This is a genomic window from Agarivorans aestuarii, from assembly GCF_019670125.1.
GTDB classification, from domain to species: domain Bacteria; phylum Pseudomonadota; class Gammaproteobacteria; order Enterobacterales; family Celerinatantimonadaceae; genus Agarivorans; species Agarivorans aestuarii.
Genome location: NZ_AP023033.1, coordinates 1590460 through 1611048 on the forward strand (window position 1 = coordinate 1590460; position 20589 = coordinate 1611048).

Genomic DNA, 20589 nt, shown 5'->3' on the forward strand with positions numbered 1-20589 from the left:
TATTGGCTCGCGTATTAGCAAGGAGGCATGATGGAACAGATTATTGTAAATGGGCTCTATTTAGGGGCGCAGTATGCGCTAATTGCACTGGGCTTAACACTTATATTTTCTTTGATGAATGTGCTTAATTTTGCTCATGGGCAAATGTACGTATTAGGTGGGTTTGTTACCTATACAGTGGTGGTTCAATTTGAACTCCCATTTCTAGTGGGATTGGGGCTTTCAGCGGTAATTTTGGCGGTAGTGGGTGGCTTAATCGAAAAGTACTTGTTCAGGCCAGTTATCAAAAAGTCAAAAAGAGACGAGAGTTCAATGTTGTTGGCGGCAGGTATCGCCTTTTTCCTTGATTCTATTATTTTGCTGGTTTTTGGCGAAAAACAGCGTGGAGTACCCAAAATAATCGATGGGGTATTTAATTGGGACTTTCGAATCATCATGCCTTACGACCGCATTGTGATAGGCCTTATCGCTGTTGCTATGATTATCGGTTTTATTGTGTTTATGCAGTATTCCAAACTTGGTCGAGCCATGCGTGCATTAGCTCAAGATAAGGTTGCTGCACAACTAATGGGGGTGAATGTAGATCGCTATCAAATGATTGGCTTTGCTTTAGGTGCGAGTTTGGCCGGGGTAGTTGGCGGTTTATTGGTTACTATCACAGGAATCAATCTTGGTATGGGAGGGCCGGCTTCAATTAAGGCATTTATGATGATCATGATTGGTGGTGCAGGGGTTATCTCAGGCGCTATTGCGGGTGGATTTATCCTGGGGATGCTCGAAAGTGTAGGTTTATCGGTATTGTCTCAATATGGAGATATTACTTACCTTGTCATTTTTGTTTCATTAATGATTTTTTTAGCCATACGTCCACAAGGGCTTATGGGTAAACCATGGGGCTAAAAATGAATAAACATAATATTTTAGCTTGCCTTGCGTTTTTTGTGTCGGTCTATTTTGTGGTTCCACTGGCAATTGAAATCAGCGGTCGTAGCGATTTTTATTATACCCTTACCTCTGTAGCCTTACTGTCTATAGCTTCAGCCGGAGTATGGCTCACTTTCTATATTGGCAGGATAAACATTGGCCAGGGGGCATTTGCGTTGGCCGGTGGTTATGTATCAGCAATCCTGATCACCCAATATCAACTAAATTTTTGGTTTACTTTACCGTTAGCTGGACTTTTTTGCGCATTGCTTTCAGTGGTTATCGGTTTACCCATTTTGCGCTTGCGCGGTGTGTATTTTGCAATGGTAACCTTGGTATTAACTGAGGTTATGAGATTAACCGCTCTGGCATTGCCTATTACCCAAGGCGCTAAAGGCATCACTTCAATTCCATTACCTGAAGCAGTTCAGCTTATGGGTGTAACAATTATCCCTGGTTTTGCTGAATTAGATAACCCGAAGATAGCGTTTTATATGATGTCGGTGTCGCTAATGATAGCGGTTTTTGCTGTGACCTGGCGATTGGTTAATTCGCGTCTCGGGCACTTATGTCGCTCCTTGCAGCAAAACGAAGAGCTGTCGGCTTCTATTGGGGTTAATACCGCATATTTACGGATAGTTACTTATTCAATATCGTCATTTTTTGGTGGCATTGCTGGTGCAAGTTTTGTGGCAATTTCGCAATCAGTTTATCCATCATCCTTCCAAGTGGCTGATAGTGTTAACTTTATGCTTAACTGCTTTTTAGGTGGCTTGGGTTATGTGTTTGGACCCATGTTAGGCACGTTAATGCTGTATTTTGGTTGGGATTTATTGTTTACAGCCGGGAAATACCAAATGCTTATTTTCTCCAGCTTACTCATTTTGTTGATGTTGGTATTACCAAATGGGGTATTAAGCCTTATAGAACGTAAAAAGAGGCGCACATGAATAAGCTATTAGAACTACGAGCTATTACCAAACGATTTGGTGGTTTAACGGCGGTTAACGAAGTTAGCTTTGACGTTGCGCAAGGTGAAATACTGTCTGTTATTGGGCCAAATGGCGCAGGTAAATCAACACTATTCCAATTGATATCTTCTTTTTTAAGTACCAGCAGTGGTGAAGTGCTGCTAAATGGCGAGCGTATCAATAACCTTTCTCCCCATATTGTGGCGCGTAAAGGGGTAGTTAGAACATTTCAGGAAACAACAGTGTTTCGTTCAATGACAGTAAAAGAAAACATTGTAGCGGCACACCACTTAAGGTCTAAGGCATCACTATTTGGTTTTTTCTTGGGTACTGCAGCGGCACGTGAAGACGAAAAAAGTTTTGGTAAGTCTGCCGATAGCATTATTGAGTTTTTGGACATGGGCAGTATTAGAGATGAACTGGCCTCCAATTTACCTCAAGGACATTTGCGAGCATTAGGTATGGCAATAGGCTTGGCGACTGATCCTCTAGTGCTTTTGCTTGATGAGCCTTTCGCTGGGATGAATCATGATGAAACCATGAAAATGGTTAATTTAGTTAAACGCTTAAGAGACGAGCGCAATGTGACTGTTCTGTTGGTTGAACATGATATGCCAGCCGTTATGAAAATTTCAGACCGCGTTGTAGTTATTAACTTTGGGCAAAAAATTGCTGAGGGTTCACCTTCAGAAATTCAAAATAATCCAAAAGTTATTGAAGCTTATTTAGGCTCTGAAGACGCCGCAATTGGGATGTAACTAATGGAAGAAATACTTCGCTTTGAAAATGTAGAGCTTTATTACGATCATGTTTACGCTCTAAAAGGTGTGTCGATAAGTCTTAATAAGGGGGAAACAGTTGCTTTGATTGGGGCAAATGGCGCCGGTAAGTCTTCTATATTGCGGGCTATAACGGGCTTATCGAGTATCCATTCGGGCGCCATTTACTATCAAGGGCAGCGCTTAGATGGCACATCCGCTGCAAATATTGTTAAAGATGGTATCGCGATGGTACCTGAAGGTCGGCGGATTTTTCCTCTAATGTCTATTAAAGATAACTTACTTATGGGGGCGTTTACTCGTAGCGATAAAACCGACATAGCGAATACTTTAGACAGCGTATTAGAGCGCTTTCCTCGATTAAGGGAACGCTATCACCAGCAAGCAAGCACACTTTCAGGCGGCGAGCAGCAAATGATGGTGATTGGCAGGGCACTTATGGCCAAACCACAAGTTTTGTTGTTAGATGAGCCAAGCTTGGGGATTGCCCCTAAATTAGTGCAAGACATCGCTCGCTCAATTGTTGCCATTTCACGAGACCAAGATGTTAGCGTGCTTTTGGTAGAACAAAATAGCCGAATGGCCATGTCTATCTCTAAACGAACCTACGCCTTATCTACGGGAAAGGTTGTACTAGAAGGTGAGTCTGCCAGTTTAATAAATGATGAACGAATAAAAGCAGCTTATTTAGGTGGAGAAGTATGAATATTTTGCTGGTGAACCCTAATACTTCTGCTGAAATGACTGACAAAATTGCCCAGTCTGCTAATGCAATAGCTAGTGAGGGCACAAAAGTAATTGCTAGGCATTCTTTGCAGGGGCCTGCTTCAATTGAAGGGTATTATGATGGCGCACTAAGTGTGCCTGGCATGTTAGCTGCAATCAAAAGTAGCCCGCCATACGATGCTATTATCATCGCTTGCTTTGATGATACAGGCCTTAACGCGGTACGTTGTTTAACAGACAAACCCGTTATAGGTATTGGGGAAGCTGCTTACCATATGGCCTCGTTAATATCGAATAAGTTCTCTGTGGTGACAACTTTAGCCCGCTCGGTTCCTTTGCTAGAACAAAATGTATCTTTATATGGTTTAAGCAAAAAATGTATAAATGTGCGTGCTTCAGAGGTTGAAGTGTTAGCTTTAGAGAAGCACAACCCACAGGCGGTGGCCAAGATCTCTTTAGAAATAGAACAAGCAATTGCTATAGATAATGCTGAAGCTATCGTTCTGGGCTGTGCGGGCATGACTGACTTGGCGGCTAAACTGCAGAAAAAATATAATTTGCCTGTATTAGACGGGGTTAGCTGTGCTGTATCTTTAGCAGAGAGCCTAATTAAACTAGGACTAAAAACCTCTAAGCTTGGTGGGTATGCGCAAGCCGTTGAAAAGTGAAATTGGCGCCATAATTAAACCCACTTACATTACGCATTATTGTTTGGAGTTTAGCTGAGTAAACAACTAGCGCAGAAACCTAGCGGAGCAAGTAGCTAGCGATCTGCGCTAATGATCTAAATCTTGCGGCCATGGTGGCTTAATTAGCGATTTTCTGTTTTATCTTTTCCAGTAAAATCCCTTTTAGCTGTTGAGTCTTGGGTTTGTTATTGAGTGTCCAAGGTATCGGCCTAACTTGCTCCATGGTTTTGAAACCAAGACGGGCAGTAAGCAAACCAGCACCAATGCCTTGCGCTGCTTTGGCAGATAACTTGGCAGTAAGTTCTGCGCCCAATAGGTCACTACCTACATCTGCTACAACTTCGCTCGCTGCAGCGTAAATCATGTTAGCGAATACTTGTTTGATAAGCCGAATTCGGCTTAAGTAACCCAGTTCTATACCATAAATTTTGGCAACGGCTTCAATCATTTTAATGTTGCGCCAAAAGATAATTAGCATATCGACTAGCGCTAAGGGACTGATTGCAACCAATACTGCCGCTTCGCTAGACCATTTGCTAATCACTTGTTTGGCGCGATTATCTAAAGGGCTTAATACGGTTTCGCTGTATAAGCTTACGATCTCTTTGCTGGTATGGCTGTCACTTAGCCAATTCTTCCAGCTCAAGTATTCTTGGCTGTCGGTTAAGCCTTGTAGTTTGGCCAGCTTTTCACAGTAGGCTTTAGCTTTTGAACCATCACTGCTTTCTTGGTCAAGTAAGGCTGCGCCTAATTGGTGTTCTTTTTGATAGTGTTTTAGGCGGCGTAGTTTGGCTAGTTCTCTAAAGCTTATTGCTCCTAAACCCATCACAATGCTGGCTAATACTGCGCTATATATTGCTGCGCGAGTTGGCGAGCTTTGCCAAAGTTCACTAAGGCTTAGCGCCATTTCTCCAAAGGCGATAACTAAGGCGGCGCTAAAGCCGTATTTTAACCAAGGGCTGGCTTTTATCGGATGCAGTTCAATGTCTAGAGGTTCTAATTGCTCTTGAATGTCGTCTTCTTGCCAATTGAGTTCTTCATCGAGCACTTGTTTACTGGCCAGTGGGGCTGGCTTGCCTTGTGTCTCTTCAGCTTTATCATTTGGGATTTCATCGGTATGCAGCACTTGGCGCTGCTTTATTGGGGTATTCATTTAAATTTATCTCCTAGCAAAAACTCAATCGCTTGGTCGATACGGTGATGAGGTAGAGCCTGATAAGGGCTGGTGATTGGCGCTTGAAAAGGACTAAACTCGAAGCCTTGTTGCCGCCAAAAATCTTGCTTGGGTAACTGGCTAGGCACTTCACCAGGAAACAAAGTAGTTTGTTGCTGACTTTCTACATCACTTTGCAATATACCTTTAATGGCAGAAATGCTTTCTCCATTCAGCTGGGCTTTACCGCTTTGTGTGGCTTTAATGGACGCTAAGGCCATTGTATCGGTAGTAATGCCTTCAAATTTCACATGGCGTTTGCCTTCAGCGACGACTTCACTTAGCAGTTGCACCAAGTTGTTGTGTTGATCGATGCTCACATGGTCGGCTTTAGTGGCGGCAAACAGCAGTTTGTCGATTTTGGGAGCAAACAAGCGGCGCAGTAAACTGGTTTTCCCATAGTTAAAGCTGTGAAGTATTTGGTTTACTGCTAACTGCATATCGCAAAAACTATCGTGGCCGCTATTGAGAGGGCTTAAGCAATCCACCAGCACGATCTGTCGATCAAACTTGATAAAGTGCTGCTGGTAAAACTGCTTTACTACATGCTCTTTGTAGTATTCAAAACGTTGTTCTAACAAGCCTAGATATGATTGTTTATGTTGTTTTTTATCTTTGCTAGGACTATTTGCCAGCGCTGCTGGTAGCGGGAAAAATGCCAGCACTGGCGCACCCGCCAACTCACCAGGTAGTACAAATCGACCCGGCTGAATGTGGTGCATACCTAGTTGTTGTTTGCATTGGTGCAAGTAGTCGGTGTAAGTATTGGCAATGTCGGCCATGCGATTTTCGTCGGCAGTGCTATGAATATCTAAGTCCTGCACCATAGTTTGCCAAGCACTGGCGAGTTCGGTTTTGCGCGAGTCCTGCAAACTGCTTTCTATATGTTCGCACCATTGAGCATAACTTTGCTCCAGTAAGGGCAGATCAAGTAGCCACTCGCCAGGGTAGTCAACAATGTCTAGGTTGAGTGTGGCGGTGTTGTTGAGCTTTCTCCACAGCATTGATTGTGGGGTATATCGCAACTTGAGGCGTATTTCACTTACCCCGTGAGTGGGCGAAGGCCAGCGTGGTGGCTGGGTGTGTAGCGCATCCATGCCACCTTGGTAATCAAAACTGGCAACATGTAAGTGCGGCTGCTGGGTGCGTTTAGCCCCTAAAAAACGGTGTTCACGGGCCAACTTCCATAAGGGCAGTTGGTGGTTTTCTGCACCCAATAGTAACTGATTGACTAGGGAGGTGATAAAGGCGGTTTTACCTGCGCCACTTAAGCCTGTTACCGCTAAACGCATGTGTTTATCCATAGTTAGCTTGGCTAGGTCATCGGCTTTCGTTTTAACGCTAGATAGTCGAGATAAATTCATCAATGAAACTACAACCTTTTATGGGTGAACACGAGGGCCTGTTGGCCTTTCTCGGTGGAACTTATTGTTCTAGGGAATATCGTTTTAGGCTCATTGCTGCAGCGTTATTGGCTTCTCACTTAGGCTAACTGCAGTTCAAAGCCTCGGCCTTGTATAAATAATTCAGCTAAGTGCTACAAAAATCAGCTCGAAACATCAACAGACCTTAATAATATCAGGGCGTATCGCGCAATATTCAAGCTAGGGGGCAATCCTTAGACTGTTGCTGGTTTTCGCCTAGGTCCTAATGTAGCAAAGTTTGGCTGGAGCCAAGATTAAACTTTGTTCATCTAAGGGCTTGTAAGCCGCTAATGATGTTTCCTTGCTAGCCTTTCAGCCGCACCCTACTGATTTAATTTTATAGCGAAGATAAATAAATAGTGGGAATAGTATTTAAAATTTGAAAAGAGAAAGGAGCTAGCGATTTACAATATTTATACATGTTAAAAATATTGTATGATTAGCTGTATTTAATAAGCAGTAAAAGCTTTTTTAATTGATTCACTCGTTTTTCCTTAGGTAATATAAAATAATCTCCAGCTATAATAAGCACTTTCGTCACACTTTAGAATATCTCTTTCCCTCTTCGTTGACACTCACTGATATGTCAGTAAATTACCTGAAGTTGATGTTTTGTTGATGTTATCGGCGTCGATAAGGCAGTAAACGCAAAGAGTTATAAACTCTCAATTAGCCACAAGGACCAGTGATGCAGCGATAAAATAGTGGAGATCTCCGCAATGAGGATTTTATGACTTAGCTTCTAAACAAGATTACAGAACAGGTTATTACTGTTCATCTATAAGTAACAAGTAAAGTTTAGAGCTAAGAAATAATGTATTAATTGCTTCCGTTGTTTTAAACGAAGCTGTAACAACATAATTTAATTCCATAAATTGGTCTTTGTGTTCATTAAATATAGTAATCATGGGAAAGGATTTACTAATAATGAAATACAAAACTAAAGCGAATGCTATAAATACGTGTCTATTAGGTACTTCATTAGCTGTATTTTCACAGCTGGCCAGTGCCGATGTTATTTTACATGCCTTTGATTGGCGATATTCAGAGGTAGCCGAAAAGGCAGCTGAAATCGCAGATATTGGTTACACAAATGTCTTAGTCGCGCCGCCATTAAAATCTGATAGTAGTAACACCCAGTGGTGGGCACGCTATCAGCCACAAGATTATCGAGTCATCGATAACAACCGCGGTAACAAAGAAGATTTCCAAAACATGATTAATGCTTTGAAAGCGCACGGAGTTAATACCTATGCTGACATCGTAATTAATCAGATGGCCAATGAGCGTGGAAACTCTACCTACTTCCCAGGCAGCGATACTCTTAACAACTATGCAAGTAACAGTGATTACTGGAATAGACAAAAGCTGTTTGGTGATTTAAATAATAACCTGTTTTCTCCTGGTGATTTTCATGCAGGCTTCTGTATCACCAATTGGACAGATGTTTGGGAGTCAATGAATGGCCGTATTTGCGGTGGTAATGGCGACCCGGGTTTACCAGATTTAGACCCTAATGACTGGGTTCGTGCACAGCAAAAAAGCTATGTTCAAGCCATTAAGAGCATGGGGGTTACTGGCTTTCGAATTGATGCTGCCAAACACATGACCACCTGGCATATCAACCAAGTGTTCGACGCTAACATCAAGCAAGATATGTATTTATTTGGTGAAATTATCACTGGTGCTGGTGCAGGTAACGCTGATTACGATACCTTCTTAGAACCTTACCTACGTGAAACCTCGCATAGCGCTTATGATTTCCCACTACTGAAAACGTTACGTGATGCCTTTGATGTTAATGGTAGCTTAGAAGCCTTAGCTAACCCTAAGTCTTGGGGCGGAGCGATTGATGGTATTCGAGCTCTTACCTTTACCATTACCCACGACATCCCAAGTAATGACGGCTTCCGCTACCAGATTATGAGCGAAGCTAATGAACACCTTGCTTACGCTTATATTATGGGTCGCCAAGAGGGTGTGCCAATGGTATTTAGTGATGCAACCGGTGTTGATAATGGCCGTTGGGTTAATGATTACAAACAAGACAACCTAAAAGCTATGGTTAAATTCCACAATGGCGTTCAAGGTGCAGACGAAGAAGTACTGTATACCGACCAATGTGCCATTGTTTTGCGTCGCGGTGATGCTGGCGTGCTTGGTATTAACAAATGTGGCTATGCCAAAGACATTAGTATTAACGCGAGTAATTTAAACAGCGCTAAAAACTATGTTGATGTATTCACTGGTTCAAGCTTTAAGGTTAACAGCTCTTACTACACCGTTAATGTGCCTGCTGGCTCAGCAAGAATGTGGTTAGCTGATGGGAGTGTTGGCCCAACAGATGAGGTTGACGTTAGCTTCACTTGTAATAACGGCTATACCAATATGGGCGATAGCGTTTACGCTGTGGGTAATAATGCGGCTCTAGGTAACTGGCAAGCAGCGAGTGCTGTGCTTCTTAGCCCTACAAGTTACCCAAGCTGGACTGCTACCATCAAGCTTCCTCAGGCGACCGACATTGAATGGAAATGTATAATTCGTAACGAAACTGACCCTAGCAATGTTATTCAGTGGCAATCGGGTGCTAACAACGCGGTGAACACCGCTAATGGTGCTTCAACTGCAGGTAGCTTTTAAACCAAGGCTTGCTTTGTAGTACTACTGTACCGCTAGTCAAAGCTATGGCTAGGCAGTAGCTAAAAAACAAATCCGAGTGTAGTTCATTACACTCGGATTTTTTGTTACTCAGCATTGCTATTTTGTCGTTGTTGCTTAATCACGAGTTGCTCGCTTTTGCTGACTTAGCGTTAAGTAACAATAGCGGAATGGCCAGCGCAGATAAGCCGCCCATAATTAAAAAAAAGATCCCCGAACCCATTGGCTTATACAAGGCACTACTTAGGAAGGTGAGTAGGGCGGTTCCCATATTTAGCGCAATAGCCGAGTACAATGCCTGCAGCGGGATAGCTTGAGAACTTGGTGCTTCTGATGCTATGTACTTGATCGCAGCGAGTTGGGTAAGTGCAAAAGTTAAGGCGTGCAAGCCTTGCGATAGCATCATCAGTGGTAATACTTCGGTGCTACCAAAAATACCCCAACGGACAACCCCGCCCACTGCCGCAAGCAAAAACATTTTGTTGGCATTCCAGCTTTTAAACCATTTACTGCCAAAGATAAGAATGCTCATTTCTAATGCCACACCGATAGACCATAGATAACCAATGGTCGATTCTGCATAGCCAATACTTTTCCAGTAAAGCGTGCTGTAGGCATAATAAGCCGCATGTGAGCCCTGAATTAAGGCGCTTACCAGCACAAACTTAAGTGCGTGTGCTTGTTTAAGCACTGGCCATAGCTTGCTGCTTACTGGCTCTCCTTCATGGTCTTCATCGACCAACGGGCTTGCCGGCGTGAGCAGGCTTAAACCCCACATCACCACCAGTGAAGCAAGCGTTGCATATAGAATGAGTGAGTGAGAGTAGTAGGTGAGGCCAAGACCCAATAGGGTAGAAGAGACAATAAAGGCGATTGAGCCAAACACGCGAACGCGGCCGTAATCTAGCTGTAGTTGGCTTACCCATTTGGTGGCCACTGCATCACCCAAAGGAATAAGGGTGGCAATAAAAAAGTTGGCGGCTAGTGTGAGTAGCGTTAACCAAAAGTAGCCGTTTAACCAGCATAGGCTCGCGACAACCAAGATACTGGCAAAGCTTACATAACGAATACCAGGTAATAAGTGTTTGGCTGATTTTATTCGCGGCATAAGTAATACATTGCCAAGAAAACGGGCCAGCATACTGAAGCCGAGTAACATGCCTATTTGGCTTGGATCTAAGCCTTCGCTTTCAAGCCACAGCGCCCAAAAAGGCAAAAAGATCCCCCAGGCAAAGAACAATCCTGAAAAATATAAACTAATCCAACTGGCTGCTTTAGGTTTAAACACACTACCGAACCTTGTACTGCAATATGGCGGCATTATAGCCTTTATCTCCAAATAACAAAGCGAATACTAAAGTGAAATCTGTCTTAGGGCGGATTAGTTGGGTGATGTTTATTTGATGCTTTTGTGTGGTCTGCTCAGTGCAGGCTGGGCGTGCCTTGCAAGTTAGTTCGTAACGCTAGTTTGCCAATAAATGTAAAACAATCATGCTAAAAATACTTTATTTATCAATTAATAAAACTGAAACCTGCGGTCTCTATGGTGTAGTCGATTTTTACACTACCTTAACTTAGAGATTGAAATGGATAATCATTTTCCGCTGAATAAACTGCTGCTTGCATCAGCCATTACCGTGAGCTTGACTGCATGTTGGGACAACTCCAGCAACAATTCTTACAATGAATTGGAGATGGAGCTTCGTTTGATGGAAACCACCGATTTGCACTCAAACATGAAGCCTTATAATTACTTCGCTTCTCCAAAAGACAATGCCTTGAGCCCTCAAGATTATGGCTTAGCTCGTACAGCGGTATTGATTAAGGAAGCGCGAGCAGAAGCGTTAAACAGCATGTTGTTTGACAACGGTGACTTGATTCAAGGTAGCCCGATGGGGGATTACGTTGCCAACTTAGGAGTCGCTTATCTCGAGCGAAACGTTCACCCGGTTTATAAGGCCATGAACTATCTAGGCTACGATGTGGGTAACATTGGTAATCATGAATTTAACTATGGACTCGATTACTTAGCCGCAGCAACTTCAGGCGCTAATTTCCCTTACATTAACGCTAACGTTTATCAGTTTGAAGGCAAACAACCAACCGATAATGTTGCTGTAGATACAGAGACTTGTGCGGTAGATATCGATAAACACTTTGCGGGGAACTACGCTGCATTTTTCGAGCAATTTGAACCTTACTTCACGCCTTATGAAATTCTTGAGCGTGATTTTACTGCTACAGATGGCGGCACTTACACGGTTAAAGTTGGGGTAATTGGTTTCACTCCGCCTAATATTTTGAATTGGGATAAGCGCTACCTTGAATGTAAGGTGATGCTTGCTGATATTAAGATGACTGCTGAGCACTATGTGCCAAAAATGAAAGCTGAAGGCGCTGATATCATCGTTGCTATTCCGCATTCTGGTTTGTCTGGCGGCGATCGAGATGAAGACTTTATGGACAACGCTTCTTGGCAGTTAGCGCAAGTAGACGGTATTGATGCCTTGATGTTTGGCCATGACCACAACAACTTCCCAACAACCAGCAATACCTACGACGGTATGGAAGGTGTTGATGCGCCTAATGGCAAAATTTTTGGTAAACCCGCCGTAATGCCAGGCTTTTGGGGTAATCACCTTGGGGTGATCGATTTAACCTTAAGAAGCTCTGACAGAGGTGAAACTTGGGCCGTTAAGTCGAGCAGCGCGAGTTTACGTTCACTAAAAGAGGACCCTTATCTGCAAGATGAAATGGTCAACTATTTAGTGAGTTCAGACCATGAAGGAACCATGGACTTCATGGCTGAAGAAATAGGCAATATTGATGAGCCAATTAACAGCTACTTTTCGGCCGTTGAGTCAGACATTTCTGTGCAAATCGTGAACGAAGCGCAATATTCTCAAGGCTTGTCTTGGCAAGATGATGGCGTGTTAGATTCAAGTATTACTATGTTGTCGGTATCTGCTCCCTTTAAAGGTGGTCGCGGAGGTCGCGAAGACTATACCAACATCGATGGTGATGCTTTAACTCGCGCGAGTGTGGCAGATCTTTACGTATTTGATAACAATACCCCTGCTGTACTTGAGTTGACAGTGGCCGATCTTATCGAGTGGATGGAAGTGATTGTTGCTCAGCAATACCAAACCGTTGCTGAAGAGGGTGACCGCTTATTGCACCAACAGTTCCGTAGCTACAACTTTGATGTGTTCTTTGGCGGCTTTGACGCCGATGGCGAGAGTCTTCTCACTTATAGCATTGATGTTAGCCAAGCTCCTCGCTACCAAGTTAACGAAATAGGCGAGTTAGTCTACGATGCAAATGGTAACTTAATTCAAACGGACAGCCGCAGAATGAGTAACATTATGTATGCCGGTGAAGCGTTAGAAAATGACTTAACTAAAAAGCTTTATGTTGTAACAAATAACTACCGCGCGTCGCAAAGTTGGATGCCTGGTGTGGCAAACGCGCGCATTGCTCATGAAGATGAAGTGGATTCTAACCGCGATTTAGTGAACAACTACTTGAACGCAAAATCTGATGATCTTGCTGACCCTAATGACATATTAGAGTTTCCCAATGCGCATAGCTTTACGCTGGTAGGGCCAAGTGGAGTTACCGTAGAGTTTCTGTCTTCGCACCTAGAAGCGGCAGAGAGTTTTGCAAATACCTATTTGCCTCGGGTTACACCAACTCAAGAGTTTGACAACGTGGCAGACAATGAAGGCTTTAGGATATTTACCTATACTTTCGATTAAGTTGATGTAAGCACTCAAAAGTTTGCTTGCAGTAATGACACAAGGCGCACAACGGTGCGTCTTTTTTTGTCGGTCGGTTAAACAAGCCTAGTCTAATATTAGTGGAGAACTTATTGGTTAATTTTGATAAGTCCGCTAATCATAAGGAGTGGGGTATTCGTCAAATTGCGCTTGTTTTCTGTTTTCTATTTTGTTCTTCGGTCTTTGCCGAAGGCCCTTATAAGTACGCCGCTATTGAGCATCTATTTGAGCAAAAAGTTGGAATTGTTGTATTAACTGCGGTTTACAAAAAGCTGGGTTTAAGCATAGAGGTGAACCCTTTGCCAGCCAAGCGGGCCCAGTTAGAAGCATCAAATGGCATGCTTGATGGTGAAGTGATGCGAATATGGAGTTATGGGGAGCAGAACCCGCAATTGGTTCGTGTGCCAACACCTTATTATTCACTGAACACCACCGCGTTTTACTTAAGCGAACGAGCGCTAGCAATATCTACCTTGTCTGACTTAGAGCGATATAAATTGGTAGTAGTGAGAGGGGTTAAACATACTGCCGATGTTACTGCTAATCACAAGTATGTTGAGCAATTAAGTAGTACTGACAAACTCCTAAGCTTTGTTCACCGAGGGCGAGCAGATGTGGCACTCACGAATAAAGTTGATGGTTTAGTCGCTTCGAAGCGATTAAAACTTAACGAACACATCGCTTATTCGGCGCCGTTGGCGGTGTTCCCGCTTTATCATTATATTCATGAACGAGAGCGCCACTTAGTCGCGAAAGTGGATGAGGTAATTCAGGCGATGCTTAGGTCTGGCGAGTTAGACCAAGTTATCGAACAAGCTGAACAACAGGTGCTGAATTTTGGCTACTAATCAAAAGGTGCTTGCTAATTTTACTGCTCAACATTTCCTAATCTCTTATTTTGCAATTATCGGGTCGAGCCTATGATTCAATTAGGTTAAAGTTGCGATTAAAGGCTAGTGAGGAAACGTTATGGAGCAAAGTCCATTGCAATCGCATCGAGAGTATCAGCAAATAAGCCAAGCAATGGCCTATTTAGTTGAACACCAACAGCAGCAACCAGAACTTAAAGATTTGGCCGAAGACTTAGGGTTGAGCGAGTCTCACTTGCAGCGTTTATTTAGCCAATGGGCTGGGGTATCGCCAAAGCGCTTTTTGCAGTATCTCACTTTGCAAAAAGCGCGCGATCAATTGTTTGAATCACGCTCGGTATTAGAGCTTGCTTACGATGTTGGCTTATCAAGTGGTGCCCGTTTATACGACTTATTTGTAAGCATTGAAGCGGTAACACCTGGTGAGGCTAAGGCTCAAGGTGAAGGTTTAACTATTCATTATGGCTGGGGAATCACGCCCTTTGGTTGTGCATTTATTGCGACTACGCATAGAGGGATTTGCCAGTTAAGTTTCTGTGAAGCAGAGCAGCAGCAAATACCATTGGATGAGCTCACCAAGGCGTGGCCTAAAGCTAAATGTATTCATGATGATGATGCGATAAGGTCCTTGTTAACTCAAATATTTAGCCAAAAAGCGCCTCCTAAACAAGCTTTATCGTTATGGCTAAAAGGAACAAATTTTCAGTTGCAAGTGTGGCAAGCTTTGTTAAAAGTGCCTAGCGGCAGTTTGTGTTCTTACCAGTTTTTGGCACAGCAGGTGAGCCTCGGCCAATGCGACTCGCGCAGTTGCCAGTGCCGTCGCAAAAATCCCATCGCATTTATCATCCCTTGTCACCGTGTGATTCGCAGTAGTGGTGCTTTGGGCGGCTATCGCTGGGGGCTAGATAGAAAACAACTAATGATGGGCCGCGAAGCGGTATTGGCTGAGCAAAATAATCAATATGGGGAGAGTGCATGAGGCCAGAGATGAACTTGCAGCCTTTTGCAGAACAATATGTAGCGCAGGTTTTGGCGCTACAAGTTGCTCCGAAGCAGCAAAGTTACGTAAAAAACATCGCAGATATTTTACAACAACTGAGTGAGCAACAATCAGCACATTTGATGATGGTTGATAAACAATTAGTCGGTTTTTTTGTGATTGATCAGCATTATCCATATCACCAGAATTTGCCACTGAACAAGGCTGTATTGTTGAGGTCATTTTTCATCGACCATCGTCACCAAGAAAAAGGTTACGGATATCAAGCGGGTTTGCTGCTTAAGGATTATGTCTCTCGGTTACATTCAGGTTTTGAATTTTTATGCTTAACCGTAAATTGCCGCAATCACGCTGCGCAGGCTTTATATAAAAAGTGTGGATTTAAAGACAGTGAAGTATTGTATCGGGGAGGGCCAGCAGGGCCACAGCACATTTATACAATGAAGCTAAAGTAGGGCAGTAAAGAAATAGGAAGCATAACCTAATCCCAAGGTTATGCTTCTAGAAGTTGTTTATACAACCTCAACGTTGGCCGCTTGTGGGCCTTTTTGACCGTCTTCAACGTCAAATGCTACTTTCTGGCCTTCTTCAAGTGATTTAAAGCCATCTCCTAAAATTGCACGGAAGTGTACAAACACATCTGCGCCAGATTGTTGAGAAATGAAACCAAAACCTTTCTTTTCGTTAAACCACTTAACGGTACCAGTGCTCTTAGACATTATGTCTCCTGAAACAATTGAAATAATACTCTATATTTTTAAGTTTGCTTGCTCTGCAGGGCTTAGTAATTTTGTTCAAATTATGCGCTGTCTTATCAAGCGACAACATCATAACAACAACTAAAGGCCAAGGCATAGTGACAAAACGTGGCAAAAGCACTTTTGCTTGATAACGTTTTCAATGCGTGATGTATCTCACGAAAGTAGTAGTTTAATTCGCTGTTAAATTGAGTAAAAACTGGTGGTTAACACTAGGGGCCGTTTACCCTTGGTGGTCAAATTTTGTTCGAGGTGGCGTCGTTTAATGCATGGCAAGGAGTGTGTAGCCTAGCTACCCGTCAAAGCCCCGATCTTGTATTAAACCCCCAACAAACTGCTGGATAAATTAGCTTAGAAGATCAAGCGACTCGAGTTAGCAGTTTCTACCTGCGAGAGTTTGCTGAGTAAATTGACTAAAACGCTGCGCAAGTTGTTTGCCATTACTTTCTTCACCGCTCATCGCCAACAACTGAGCCGCTACTTCAGCGGTGGCCCACTGACCTTTTATTGGCCGAGAACGAAGCCCATACCGGGAAGCTTGTTCAGGGTTTATTGAAATTACCGGAAACCTATCTAGCCATGGACTTTGGTGAAACATTTTTCTGGCCTCGCGCCAGCTGCCATCGAGCATAATGAATAGCGGCTTTTGGCCTGCTTTAAGCTCTACCTTGTAATGAACTCTCTCAGGCTGGCTAAACGCGGCAGGGAATACCACATAGGGTTGCCATTGTTGCTGTTGGCAAAGAGTTAATAAATCTTCACAAGGTTCGGTTCGCTGCCAGATAAAGGCGTAGGTGTCTGGGATAAGGTCAGCGATAAATCGCCCGGTATTACTTGGGCGCAATACTTCCATGTTGTGCATTAGTAGCACAAACCCACAATCGCTATCTTGTAAAATAGCTTGCTCACAAAAGCAGTGCTGCTGAGGCATTTGACAGGTTTGGCAACGCACTCGGCGTGCCCCTCGGCCTTTAAATTGGGTAGTGGCAGCTTTGCGCTGAGCGTAGAGTTCTAGAAAGCGATTCACAAGTAATAGGGCGTAAGTAAAGGAAGCCAGTATACGCTAAGCCTTAGCTCAACACGAACAAGCCAGTGGTAGTTGCCTGTTGTTTGCATTGGTAAATTAGCTGTACCTCCAAATGTTCCTGTTAAATGAATAGTTTTGATAGCGCTTTCATTCACATCTTTAATATTCATCTTGTATGATTATCAACGTTTAATCATGGGCTTATTGGCTTTGTTGAGCTTTTTGTTAAGGTTGCTTGGTTTAGTTTTGTTGTACAAGGAAGTAACTATGATTAAATCTCCCAGTTTGTTTTGGTGGGGAATTCTTAACGGGGTAATAGGCATGTTGTTTTATGCCAATTTTAGGGAGCCTCAAATACTGTTTGATGCGCTTCCGGCCTATCAATGGATAAAGTTTTCTGCAAATCCCATTATGCTCCCTCGCTATGCCTCAGAGTGGTTCCCTAGTTTTCTGCACGTAGTGGGCATGAGCTTGTTCACCGCGGGTTTATTAGGCACGGCAGGGAAACGCTGGTTAGTAATACCGATTTGTTGGTTAGCTGTCGATCTGGCTTTTGAGTTTGGTCAAGCTACTGAAACTCTGGGGGTGCTGAGCTATGGCAATTTCGAATGGATGGATGTTACGGCGCTTATTGTAGCGACTATTTCTCTACCATTTGGCTTTTCAGCATAATCAAAAAGCAATCATTAAGCCGACGAAAAGCCAGTTTGCTATCCCTCTTGCGGTAGTAGTTGGCAGTGCAATGATGCTAGGTAGCTATCAATCACCAACTGTTGATCAAAAGGCTAGATACATTTGTACTTACCCAGATCAAAGTGAAGCTATTTGCGCCATTGAGCCAATATATTTGGACTGGGAAAGCTTTAGAGGTGAGAAACAAGTTAGCTTTAGCGCTGAAAATAGCAATGCCTTAACACAAGCTTATATCGATGCAGGCTCAAGAGTCGAAGAGTTTATCGGCTTAGAGAATTCCGGAAAGATTTACCTTTACCAGCACTACATGTTTATTATTTCTGAGCTGAGAGGAGTCTACATTTTCGATAATACTAATCGTGAAGCGCCTATATATTTGGGCTTTGTTCATGTAAATGGTGCTTCTGACGTGCTGATTCATCAAGGCATGCTGGTTGTTGCTGCCTTAACGGATTTAGTTCTGATTGATTTTAACAATCTAAATAGCATTTTTACTCAAGAGCTCGCTTTAAGTTACCCAGACTATGATCGCTTGTCTCCTCAAGCCACCATATTTGCAAAGTTTAGTGACAGTACTGAAGAGTATGAATCCGTGTACTTGGATTACGAAATTGGTTTGGTGATTGGTTATAAGAATGCCGATGGTAAATCCTTCTACTTTTGGTCATTAGAGGAGCTGCTATGAAAACGCTTATTAAAAGACTTAGTGTACCTATTGCGATAGTACTAATGGCTGCCTGTGGCTCAGAGTCAGGCTCAAGTGGTGGCACCGTAGTATATAGCGGTACAGGGCAGGTTGGATCCCTTGCCGCTCTAGTTGAGTTTCAAGGCGATCTTCACGCAATAAACATGGAACAAAGTGTTTCGATACTTCGCTCTCAAGCGCTGTTATCGGCTGACTTCGTTGACCGTTATGCGTGGAGAGCTGAAACATTACACGTTTATGAAGATAGCCATGTGATGCTCGGCCACTCAAGCGGTGTAGACATTTATCGTTCCACTGGTGTGGCTGATAATCCTGTCGAGTTTATCGCGCAACTTCGTCATGTTGTTGCCTATGATCCAGTCATCGCTCACGACGGAGTGGCTTATTACACCACCAGAGATGGTAGTAACGAAATCACCTTTCGGGATGGAATATTTGTTGAAAACATTAGCAATATCCTAGCTTATGTACCCCCAACTCAAGAAGAAATTGATGAAGGTGCTTCTAGTGAACGACCAAACAGTACATCAATGGCTGAGTATCGAGAACTCGCTGATCCCATTGGCTTAGCACTTCGAGAGGGCACGCTTTATGTTTGTGATGCTGCTGAAGGACTGGTTTCTTTAGTACTTGAGGCAAACCCTGAAGATACCGCTGAGTTTAGCCATATTCTTACTAGGCAAGCACTTAATGATGTATTTGCTTGTAAGGACGTGATTGCCACCGAGCAGGGATTAATACTGGTGGGTGAGTCTGGAGTTCTTCAATTGGACGTTAGTGATGCTGGCCTGAGTCTGGTGAGTCAAATACCTACGATATAAAATAAACTGGCAAGTAAAGCGAATACCTTTGCTTGCCTATTAACTAAACATTGGTGCCAGAAGCAGAATACTTCTGGGCTAATCGATGATTTTTACAGAGTGTTTTTCCTCACATCTAGTTGTGTTTGCAAGCCGCCTGCTTTCTCGTTTGAAGTTATGCTATTGAACCAAGAAGGGTATATTGGCACTACCTAGATGATTATTGCCGTCCATCACATATACAAAAGCCCGGTATTCCCCAGCACTTTCAATGCTCATTTCAACAGTTTCAGCACTGCCGTTAATTGCATCTTCTACTTTGGGTGGCCTTGGCTCAAAACCACCACCAGTTCCTAAAACAGTAGGCTCTTCAAGTACTTCCCAGATATAAGTTAAGCTATCCGAATCTGGGTCGCTTGCGCTGATAATCACGGTGACTTGTTGACCTGCATCGATAGTAATACTGTCTGTGGCATGCTGCCCGTTGATTGTCATTGCGGTGACAACTGGTGCCTGATTTTCAGGCCAAGAGCCTGTCCAGTTATATTGCATGGCATCTACCACAGGGTAGGATTCGCCGTTCAGCCCTAAAGCTATTGAGGTTTCTGCGAACATGCCATACCAAGTAGGCGTGCGTTCTTGTTTTTGCCCCCACAGAAAAACGTATGAACCTAAACATCTTGCTGTTTGCGCTGTAATGTATTCATATCGTTCTATATATGATGTTTGTTTGGAGGCGCTGGTTTGCTCAATGGGTTGTTCCCAAGTGGTAGCGTCTACTTCCCAATGCCCATTTGGCCCCCATTCTGTAATCATATAGGGGCCATCAAAAGAAGATGCTGTGACGTTTTCATCAGTGCTGGTAACACCACCATAGGAATTAATTCCAAGTACATCAATACTGGGAGCCCACTGCGCTATGTTGCTTAATGTATCCAGAGACGCGCCCGCATTAACTGTCATCGTTGGGTGATTGATATCCTGAGCGTTAACCATTTGCGCTAATTCTTCTACGAACTCCCAAGCCTCTTGGGTATCTGCTCCTAGGTTTATTTCATTACCTAAACCCCACATCAGTAGAGCTGGGTGATCACTGTAGTTATTGAGTAGTTGTTGCAGTTCATTTCGTATACTATTTTTATAGACTTCGTTACTGTAATCGCTGGCCTGGTGGCTTAGCCAGATGCCCAGCAATACTGTCATTCCTAGCTCGTTTGCTTGATCTAATACATTACCCGCATTTTCTGAGCTCCATGTGCGTGTTGAATTAGCGCCTGCTGCTGAGGCTAACTCTAGCGCGTGTTGTCCGCCTATTCCTTTTACATAATAGGGTTCATCGTAACGATACATTGTCCAATTACCGTCGGATTGCTCCAAGCGTACGATCCCATTGCTTGTTGGCTGTTCGGGGGAGTCTCCGCCGCAGCTCGATAGTGATATTGCAATAACACTAACCAAGGCGGCTTTCGCCAACATAGCTTTTGCACGAACTTCCATGTTTAACATGTCCTTGAAAGTAATGGGCATACCTTAAGTGAAGCTACTTGGCAGCCCATGTGTGAATAAATTTACA

At 43.4% G+C, this 20589-nt stretch carries 19 protein-coding genes; 13 read left to right on the forward strand and 6 right to left on the reverse strand.

The annotated features are described in order from the left end of the window. The first annotated feature begins 30 nt into the window (after positions 1-30). Genes K5609_RS07420 through K5609_RS07440 form a run of 5 tightly spaced genes read left to right on the forward strand, consistent with a single transcriptional unit; the run spans position 31 to position 4068 of the window. Entirely contained in the window at positions 31-900 is an 870-nt protein-coding gene (locus tag K5609_RS07420) for a branched-chain amino acid ABC transporter permease (RefSeq protein WP_221076614.1), read from the forward strand. Between the two features lie 2 nt (positions 901-902). Further along, entirely contained in the window at positions 903-1874 is a 972-nt protein-coding gene (locus tag K5609_RS07425; protein WP_221076615.1) for a branched-chain amino acid ABC transporter permease, read from the forward strand. Then, positions 1871-2653: an ABC transporter ATP-binding protein gene (locus K5609_RS07430; RefSeq protein ID WP_221077220.1), complete on the forward strand. Its 783-nt coding sequence runs from the start codon at positions 1871-1873 to the stop codon at positions 2651-2653. Before K5609_RS07425 ends, K5609_RS07430 begins: the two co-directional genes overlap by 4 nt. A gap of 3 nt (positions 2654-2656) precedes the next feature. Beyond that, positions 2657-3379, forward strand: coding sequence for an ABC transporter ATP-binding protein (locus tag K5609_RS07435; RefSeq protein WP_221076616.1), 723 nt, complete (start codon positions 2657-2659; stop codon positions 3377-3379). Beyond that, complete coding sequence (locus K5609_RS07440) at positions 3376-4068, forward strand: aspartate/glutamate racemase family protein (RefSeq protein ID WP_221076617.1); 693 nt, start codon at positions 3376-3378, stop codon at positions 4066-4068. The genes K5609_RS07435 and K5609_RS07440 overlap by 4 nt, the downstream gene beginning before the upstream one ends. A gap of 139 nt (positions 4069-4207) precedes the next feature. Here the strand turns inward: K5609_RS07440 and K5609_RS07445 are convergent, their stop codons facing one another. Together K5609_RS07445 and K5609_RS07450 are read right to left on the reverse strand one after the other, a co-directional pair. Then, entirely contained in the window at positions 4208-5242 is a 1035-nt protein-coding gene (locus K5609_RS07445; RefSeq protein WP_221076618.1) for a YcjF family protein, read from the reverse strand. Continuing rightward, positions 5239-6666: a YcjX family GTP-binding protein gene (locus K5609_RS07450; protein ID WP_221076619.1), complete on the reverse strand. Its 1428-nt coding sequence runs from the start codon at positions 6664-6666 to the stop codon at positions 5239-5241. The genes K5609_RS07445 and K5609_RS07450 overlap by 4 nt, the downstream gene beginning before the upstream one ends. 987 nt (positions 6667-7653) lie before the next feature. On the opposite strand from K5609_RS07450, the gene K5609_RS07455 reads away from it, so the two are divergent. Further along, the gene (locus tag K5609_RS07455) at positions 7654-9366 is read left to right on the forward strand and encodes a carbohydrate-binding module family 20 domain-containing protein (RefSeq protein ID WP_221076620.1); all 1713 of its coding nucleotides are present in this window, start codon (positions 7654-7656) and stop codon (positions 9364-9366) included. Between the two features lie 139 nt (positions 9367-9505). Here K5609_RS07455 and K5609_RS07460 read toward each other — a convergent pair whose 3' ends face one another. Continuing rightward, entirely contained in the window at positions 9506-10672 is a 1167-nt protein-coding gene (locus tag K5609_RS07460; protein WP_221076621.1) for a 3-phenylpropionate MFS transporter, read from the reverse strand. Between the two features lie 298 nt (positions 10673-10970). Between K5609_RS07460 and K5609_RS07465 the strand changes: the two genes are divergently transcribed. The 4 genes from K5609_RS07465 to K5609_RS07480 all read left to right on the forward strand — a co-directional run bounded on the left by K5609_RS07465 (position 10971) and on the right by K5609_RS07480 (position 15487). Continuing rightward, positions 10971-13142, forward strand: coding sequence for a bifunctional 2',3'-cyclic-nucleotide 2'-phosphodiesterase/3'-nucleotidase (locus K5609_RS07465; RefSeq protein ID WP_221076622.1), 2172 nt, complete (start codon positions 10971-10973; stop codon positions 13140-13142). A gap of 113 nt (positions 13143-13255) precedes the next feature. After that, the gene (locus K5609_RS07470) at positions 13256-14011 is read left to right on the forward strand and encodes a substrate-binding periplasmic protein (RefSeq protein ID WP_221076623.1); all 756 of its coding nucleotides are present in this window, start codon (positions 13256-13258) and stop codon (positions 14009-14011) included. A gap of 121 nt (positions 14012-14132) precedes the next feature. After that, positions 14133-15011, forward strand: coding sequence for a methylated-DNA--[protein]-cysteine S-methyltransferase (locus tag K5609_RS07475; protein ID WP_221076624.1), 879 nt, complete (start codon positions 14133-14135; stop codon positions 15009-15011). Further along, a complete protein-coding gene (locus tag K5609_RS07480; RefSeq protein ID WP_221076625.1) occupies positions 15008-15487 on the forward strand; it encodes a GNAT family N-acetyltransferase in 480 nt (159 codons plus the stop codon). The genes K5609_RS07475 and K5609_RS07480 overlap by 4 nt, the downstream gene beginning before the upstream one ends. Before the next feature lie 57 nt (positions 15488-15544). Here the strand turns inward: K5609_RS07480 and K5609_RS07485 are convergent, their stop codons facing one another. Together K5609_RS07485 and K5609_RS07490 are read right to left on the reverse strand one after the other, a co-directional pair. Continuing rightward, a complete protein-coding gene (locus K5609_RS07485; protein ID WP_016401263.1) occupies positions 15545-15751 on the reverse strand; it encodes a cold-shock protein in 207 nt (68 codons plus the stop codon). A gap of 412 nt (positions 15752-16163) precedes the next feature. Beyond that, positions 16164-16817 (reverse strand): tRNA-uridine aminocarboxypropyltransferase, encoded by a 654-nt coding sequence (locus K5609_RS07490; protein ID WP_246611956.1) that lies wholly within the window; start codon positions 16815-16817, stop codon positions 16164-16166. Between the two features lie 267 nt (positions 16818-17084). Between K5609_RS07490 and K5609_RS07495 the strand changes: the two genes are divergently transcribed. The 3 genes from K5609_RS07495 to K5609_RS07505 all read left to right on the forward strand — a co-directional run bounded on the left by K5609_RS07495 (position 17085) and on the right by K5609_RS07505 (position 19037). Continuing rightward, positions 17085-17489 carry a hypothetical protein gene (locus tag K5609_RS07495; RefSeq protein WP_221076626.1) on the forward strand — a complete coding sequence of 135 codons (405 nt, stop codon included), beginning with the start codon at positions 17085-17087 and terminating at the stop codon, positions 17487-17489. A gap of 70 nt (positions 17490-17559) precedes the next feature. Further along, complete coding sequence (locus K5609_RS07500; RefSeq protein ID WP_221076627.1) at positions 17560-18195, forward strand: LVIVD repeat-containing protein; 636 nt, start codon at positions 17560-17562, stop codon at positions 18193-18195. Continuing rightward, entirely contained in the window at positions 18192-19037 is an 846-nt protein-coding gene (locus K5609_RS07505; RefSeq protein WP_221076628.1) for a hypothetical protein, read from the forward strand. The genes K5609_RS07500 and K5609_RS07505 overlap by 4 nt, the downstream gene beginning before the upstream one ends. A gap of 159 nt (positions 19038-19196) precedes the next feature. Here the strand turns inward: K5609_RS07505 and K5609_RS07510 are convergent, their stop codons facing one another. Further along, positions 19197-20513, reverse strand: coding sequence for a glycoside hydrolase 5 family protein (locus tag K5609_RS07510; protein WP_221076629.1), 1317 nt, complete (start codon positions 20511-20513; stop codon positions 19197-19199). Between the last annotated feature and the right edge of the window lie 76 nt (positions 20514-20589).

Excerpts from the sequence above, each read along its gene's own strand:
- K5609_RS07420 (WP_221076614.1), top strand. The coding sequence starts at position 31 with ATGGAACAGATTATTGTAAATGGGCTCTATTTAGGGGCGCAGTATGCG.
- K5609_RS07425 (WP_221076615.1), top strand. The coding sequence starts at position 903 with ATGAATAAACATAATATTTTAGCTTGCCTTGCGTTTTTTGTGTCGGTC.
- K5609_RS07430 (WP_221077220.1), top strand. The coding sequence starts at position 1,871 with ATGAATAAGCTATTAGAACTACGAGCTATTACCAAACGATTTGGTGGT.
- K5609_RS07435 (WP_221076616.1), top strand. The coding sequence starts at position 2,657 with ATGGAAGAAATACTTCGCTTTGAAAATGTAGAGCTTTATTACGATCAT.
- K5609_RS07440 (WP_221076617.1), top strand. The coding sequence starts at position 3,376 with ATGAATATTTTGCTGGTGAACCCTAATACTTCTGCTGAAATGACTGAC.
- K5609_RS07445 (WP_221076618.1), bottom strand. The coding sequence starts at position 5,242 with ATGAATACCCCAATAAAGCAGCGCCAAGTGCTGCATACCGATGAAATC.
- K5609_RS07450 (WP_221076619.1), bottom strand. The coding sequence starts at position 6,666 with ATGAATTTATCTCGACTATCTAGCGTTAAAACGAAAGCCGATGACCTA.
- K5609_RS07455 (WP_221076620.1), top strand. The coding sequence starts at position 7,654 with ATGAAATACAAAACTAAAGCGAATGCTATAAATACGTGTCTATTAGGT.
- K5609_RS07465 (WP_221076622.1), top strand. The coding sequence starts at position 10,971 with ATGGATAATCATTTTCCGCTGAATAAACTGCTGCTTGCATCAGCCATT.
- K5609_RS07475 (WP_221076624.1), top strand. The coding sequence starts at position 14,133 with ATGGAGCAAAGTCCATTGCAATCGCATCGAGAGTATCAGCAAATAAGC.
- K5609_RS07480 (WP_221076625.1), top strand. The coding sequence starts at position 15,008 with ATGAGGCCAGAGATGAACTTGCAGCCTTTTGCAGAACAATATGTAGCG.
- K5609_RS07485 (WP_016401263.1), bottom strand. The coding sequence starts at position 15,751 with ATGTCTAAGAGCACTGGTACCGTTAAGTGGTTTAACGAAAAGAAAGGT.
- K5609_RS07495 (WP_221076626.1), top strand. The coding sequence starts at position 17,085 with ATGATTAAATCTCCCAGTTTGTTTTGGTGGGGAATTCTTAACGGGGTA.
- K5609_RS07500 (WP_221076627.1), top strand. The coding sequence starts at position 17,560 with ATGATGCTAGGTAGCTATCAATCACCAACTGTTGATCAAAAGGCTAGA.
- K5609_RS07505 (WP_221076628.1), top strand. The coding sequence starts at position 18,192 with ATGAAAACGCTTATTAAAAGACTTAGTGTACCTATTGCGATAGTACTA.
- K5609_RS07510 (WP_221076629.1), bottom strand. The coding sequence starts at position 20,513 with ATGGAAGTTCGTGCAAAAGCTATGTTGGCGAAAGCCGCCTTGGTTAGT.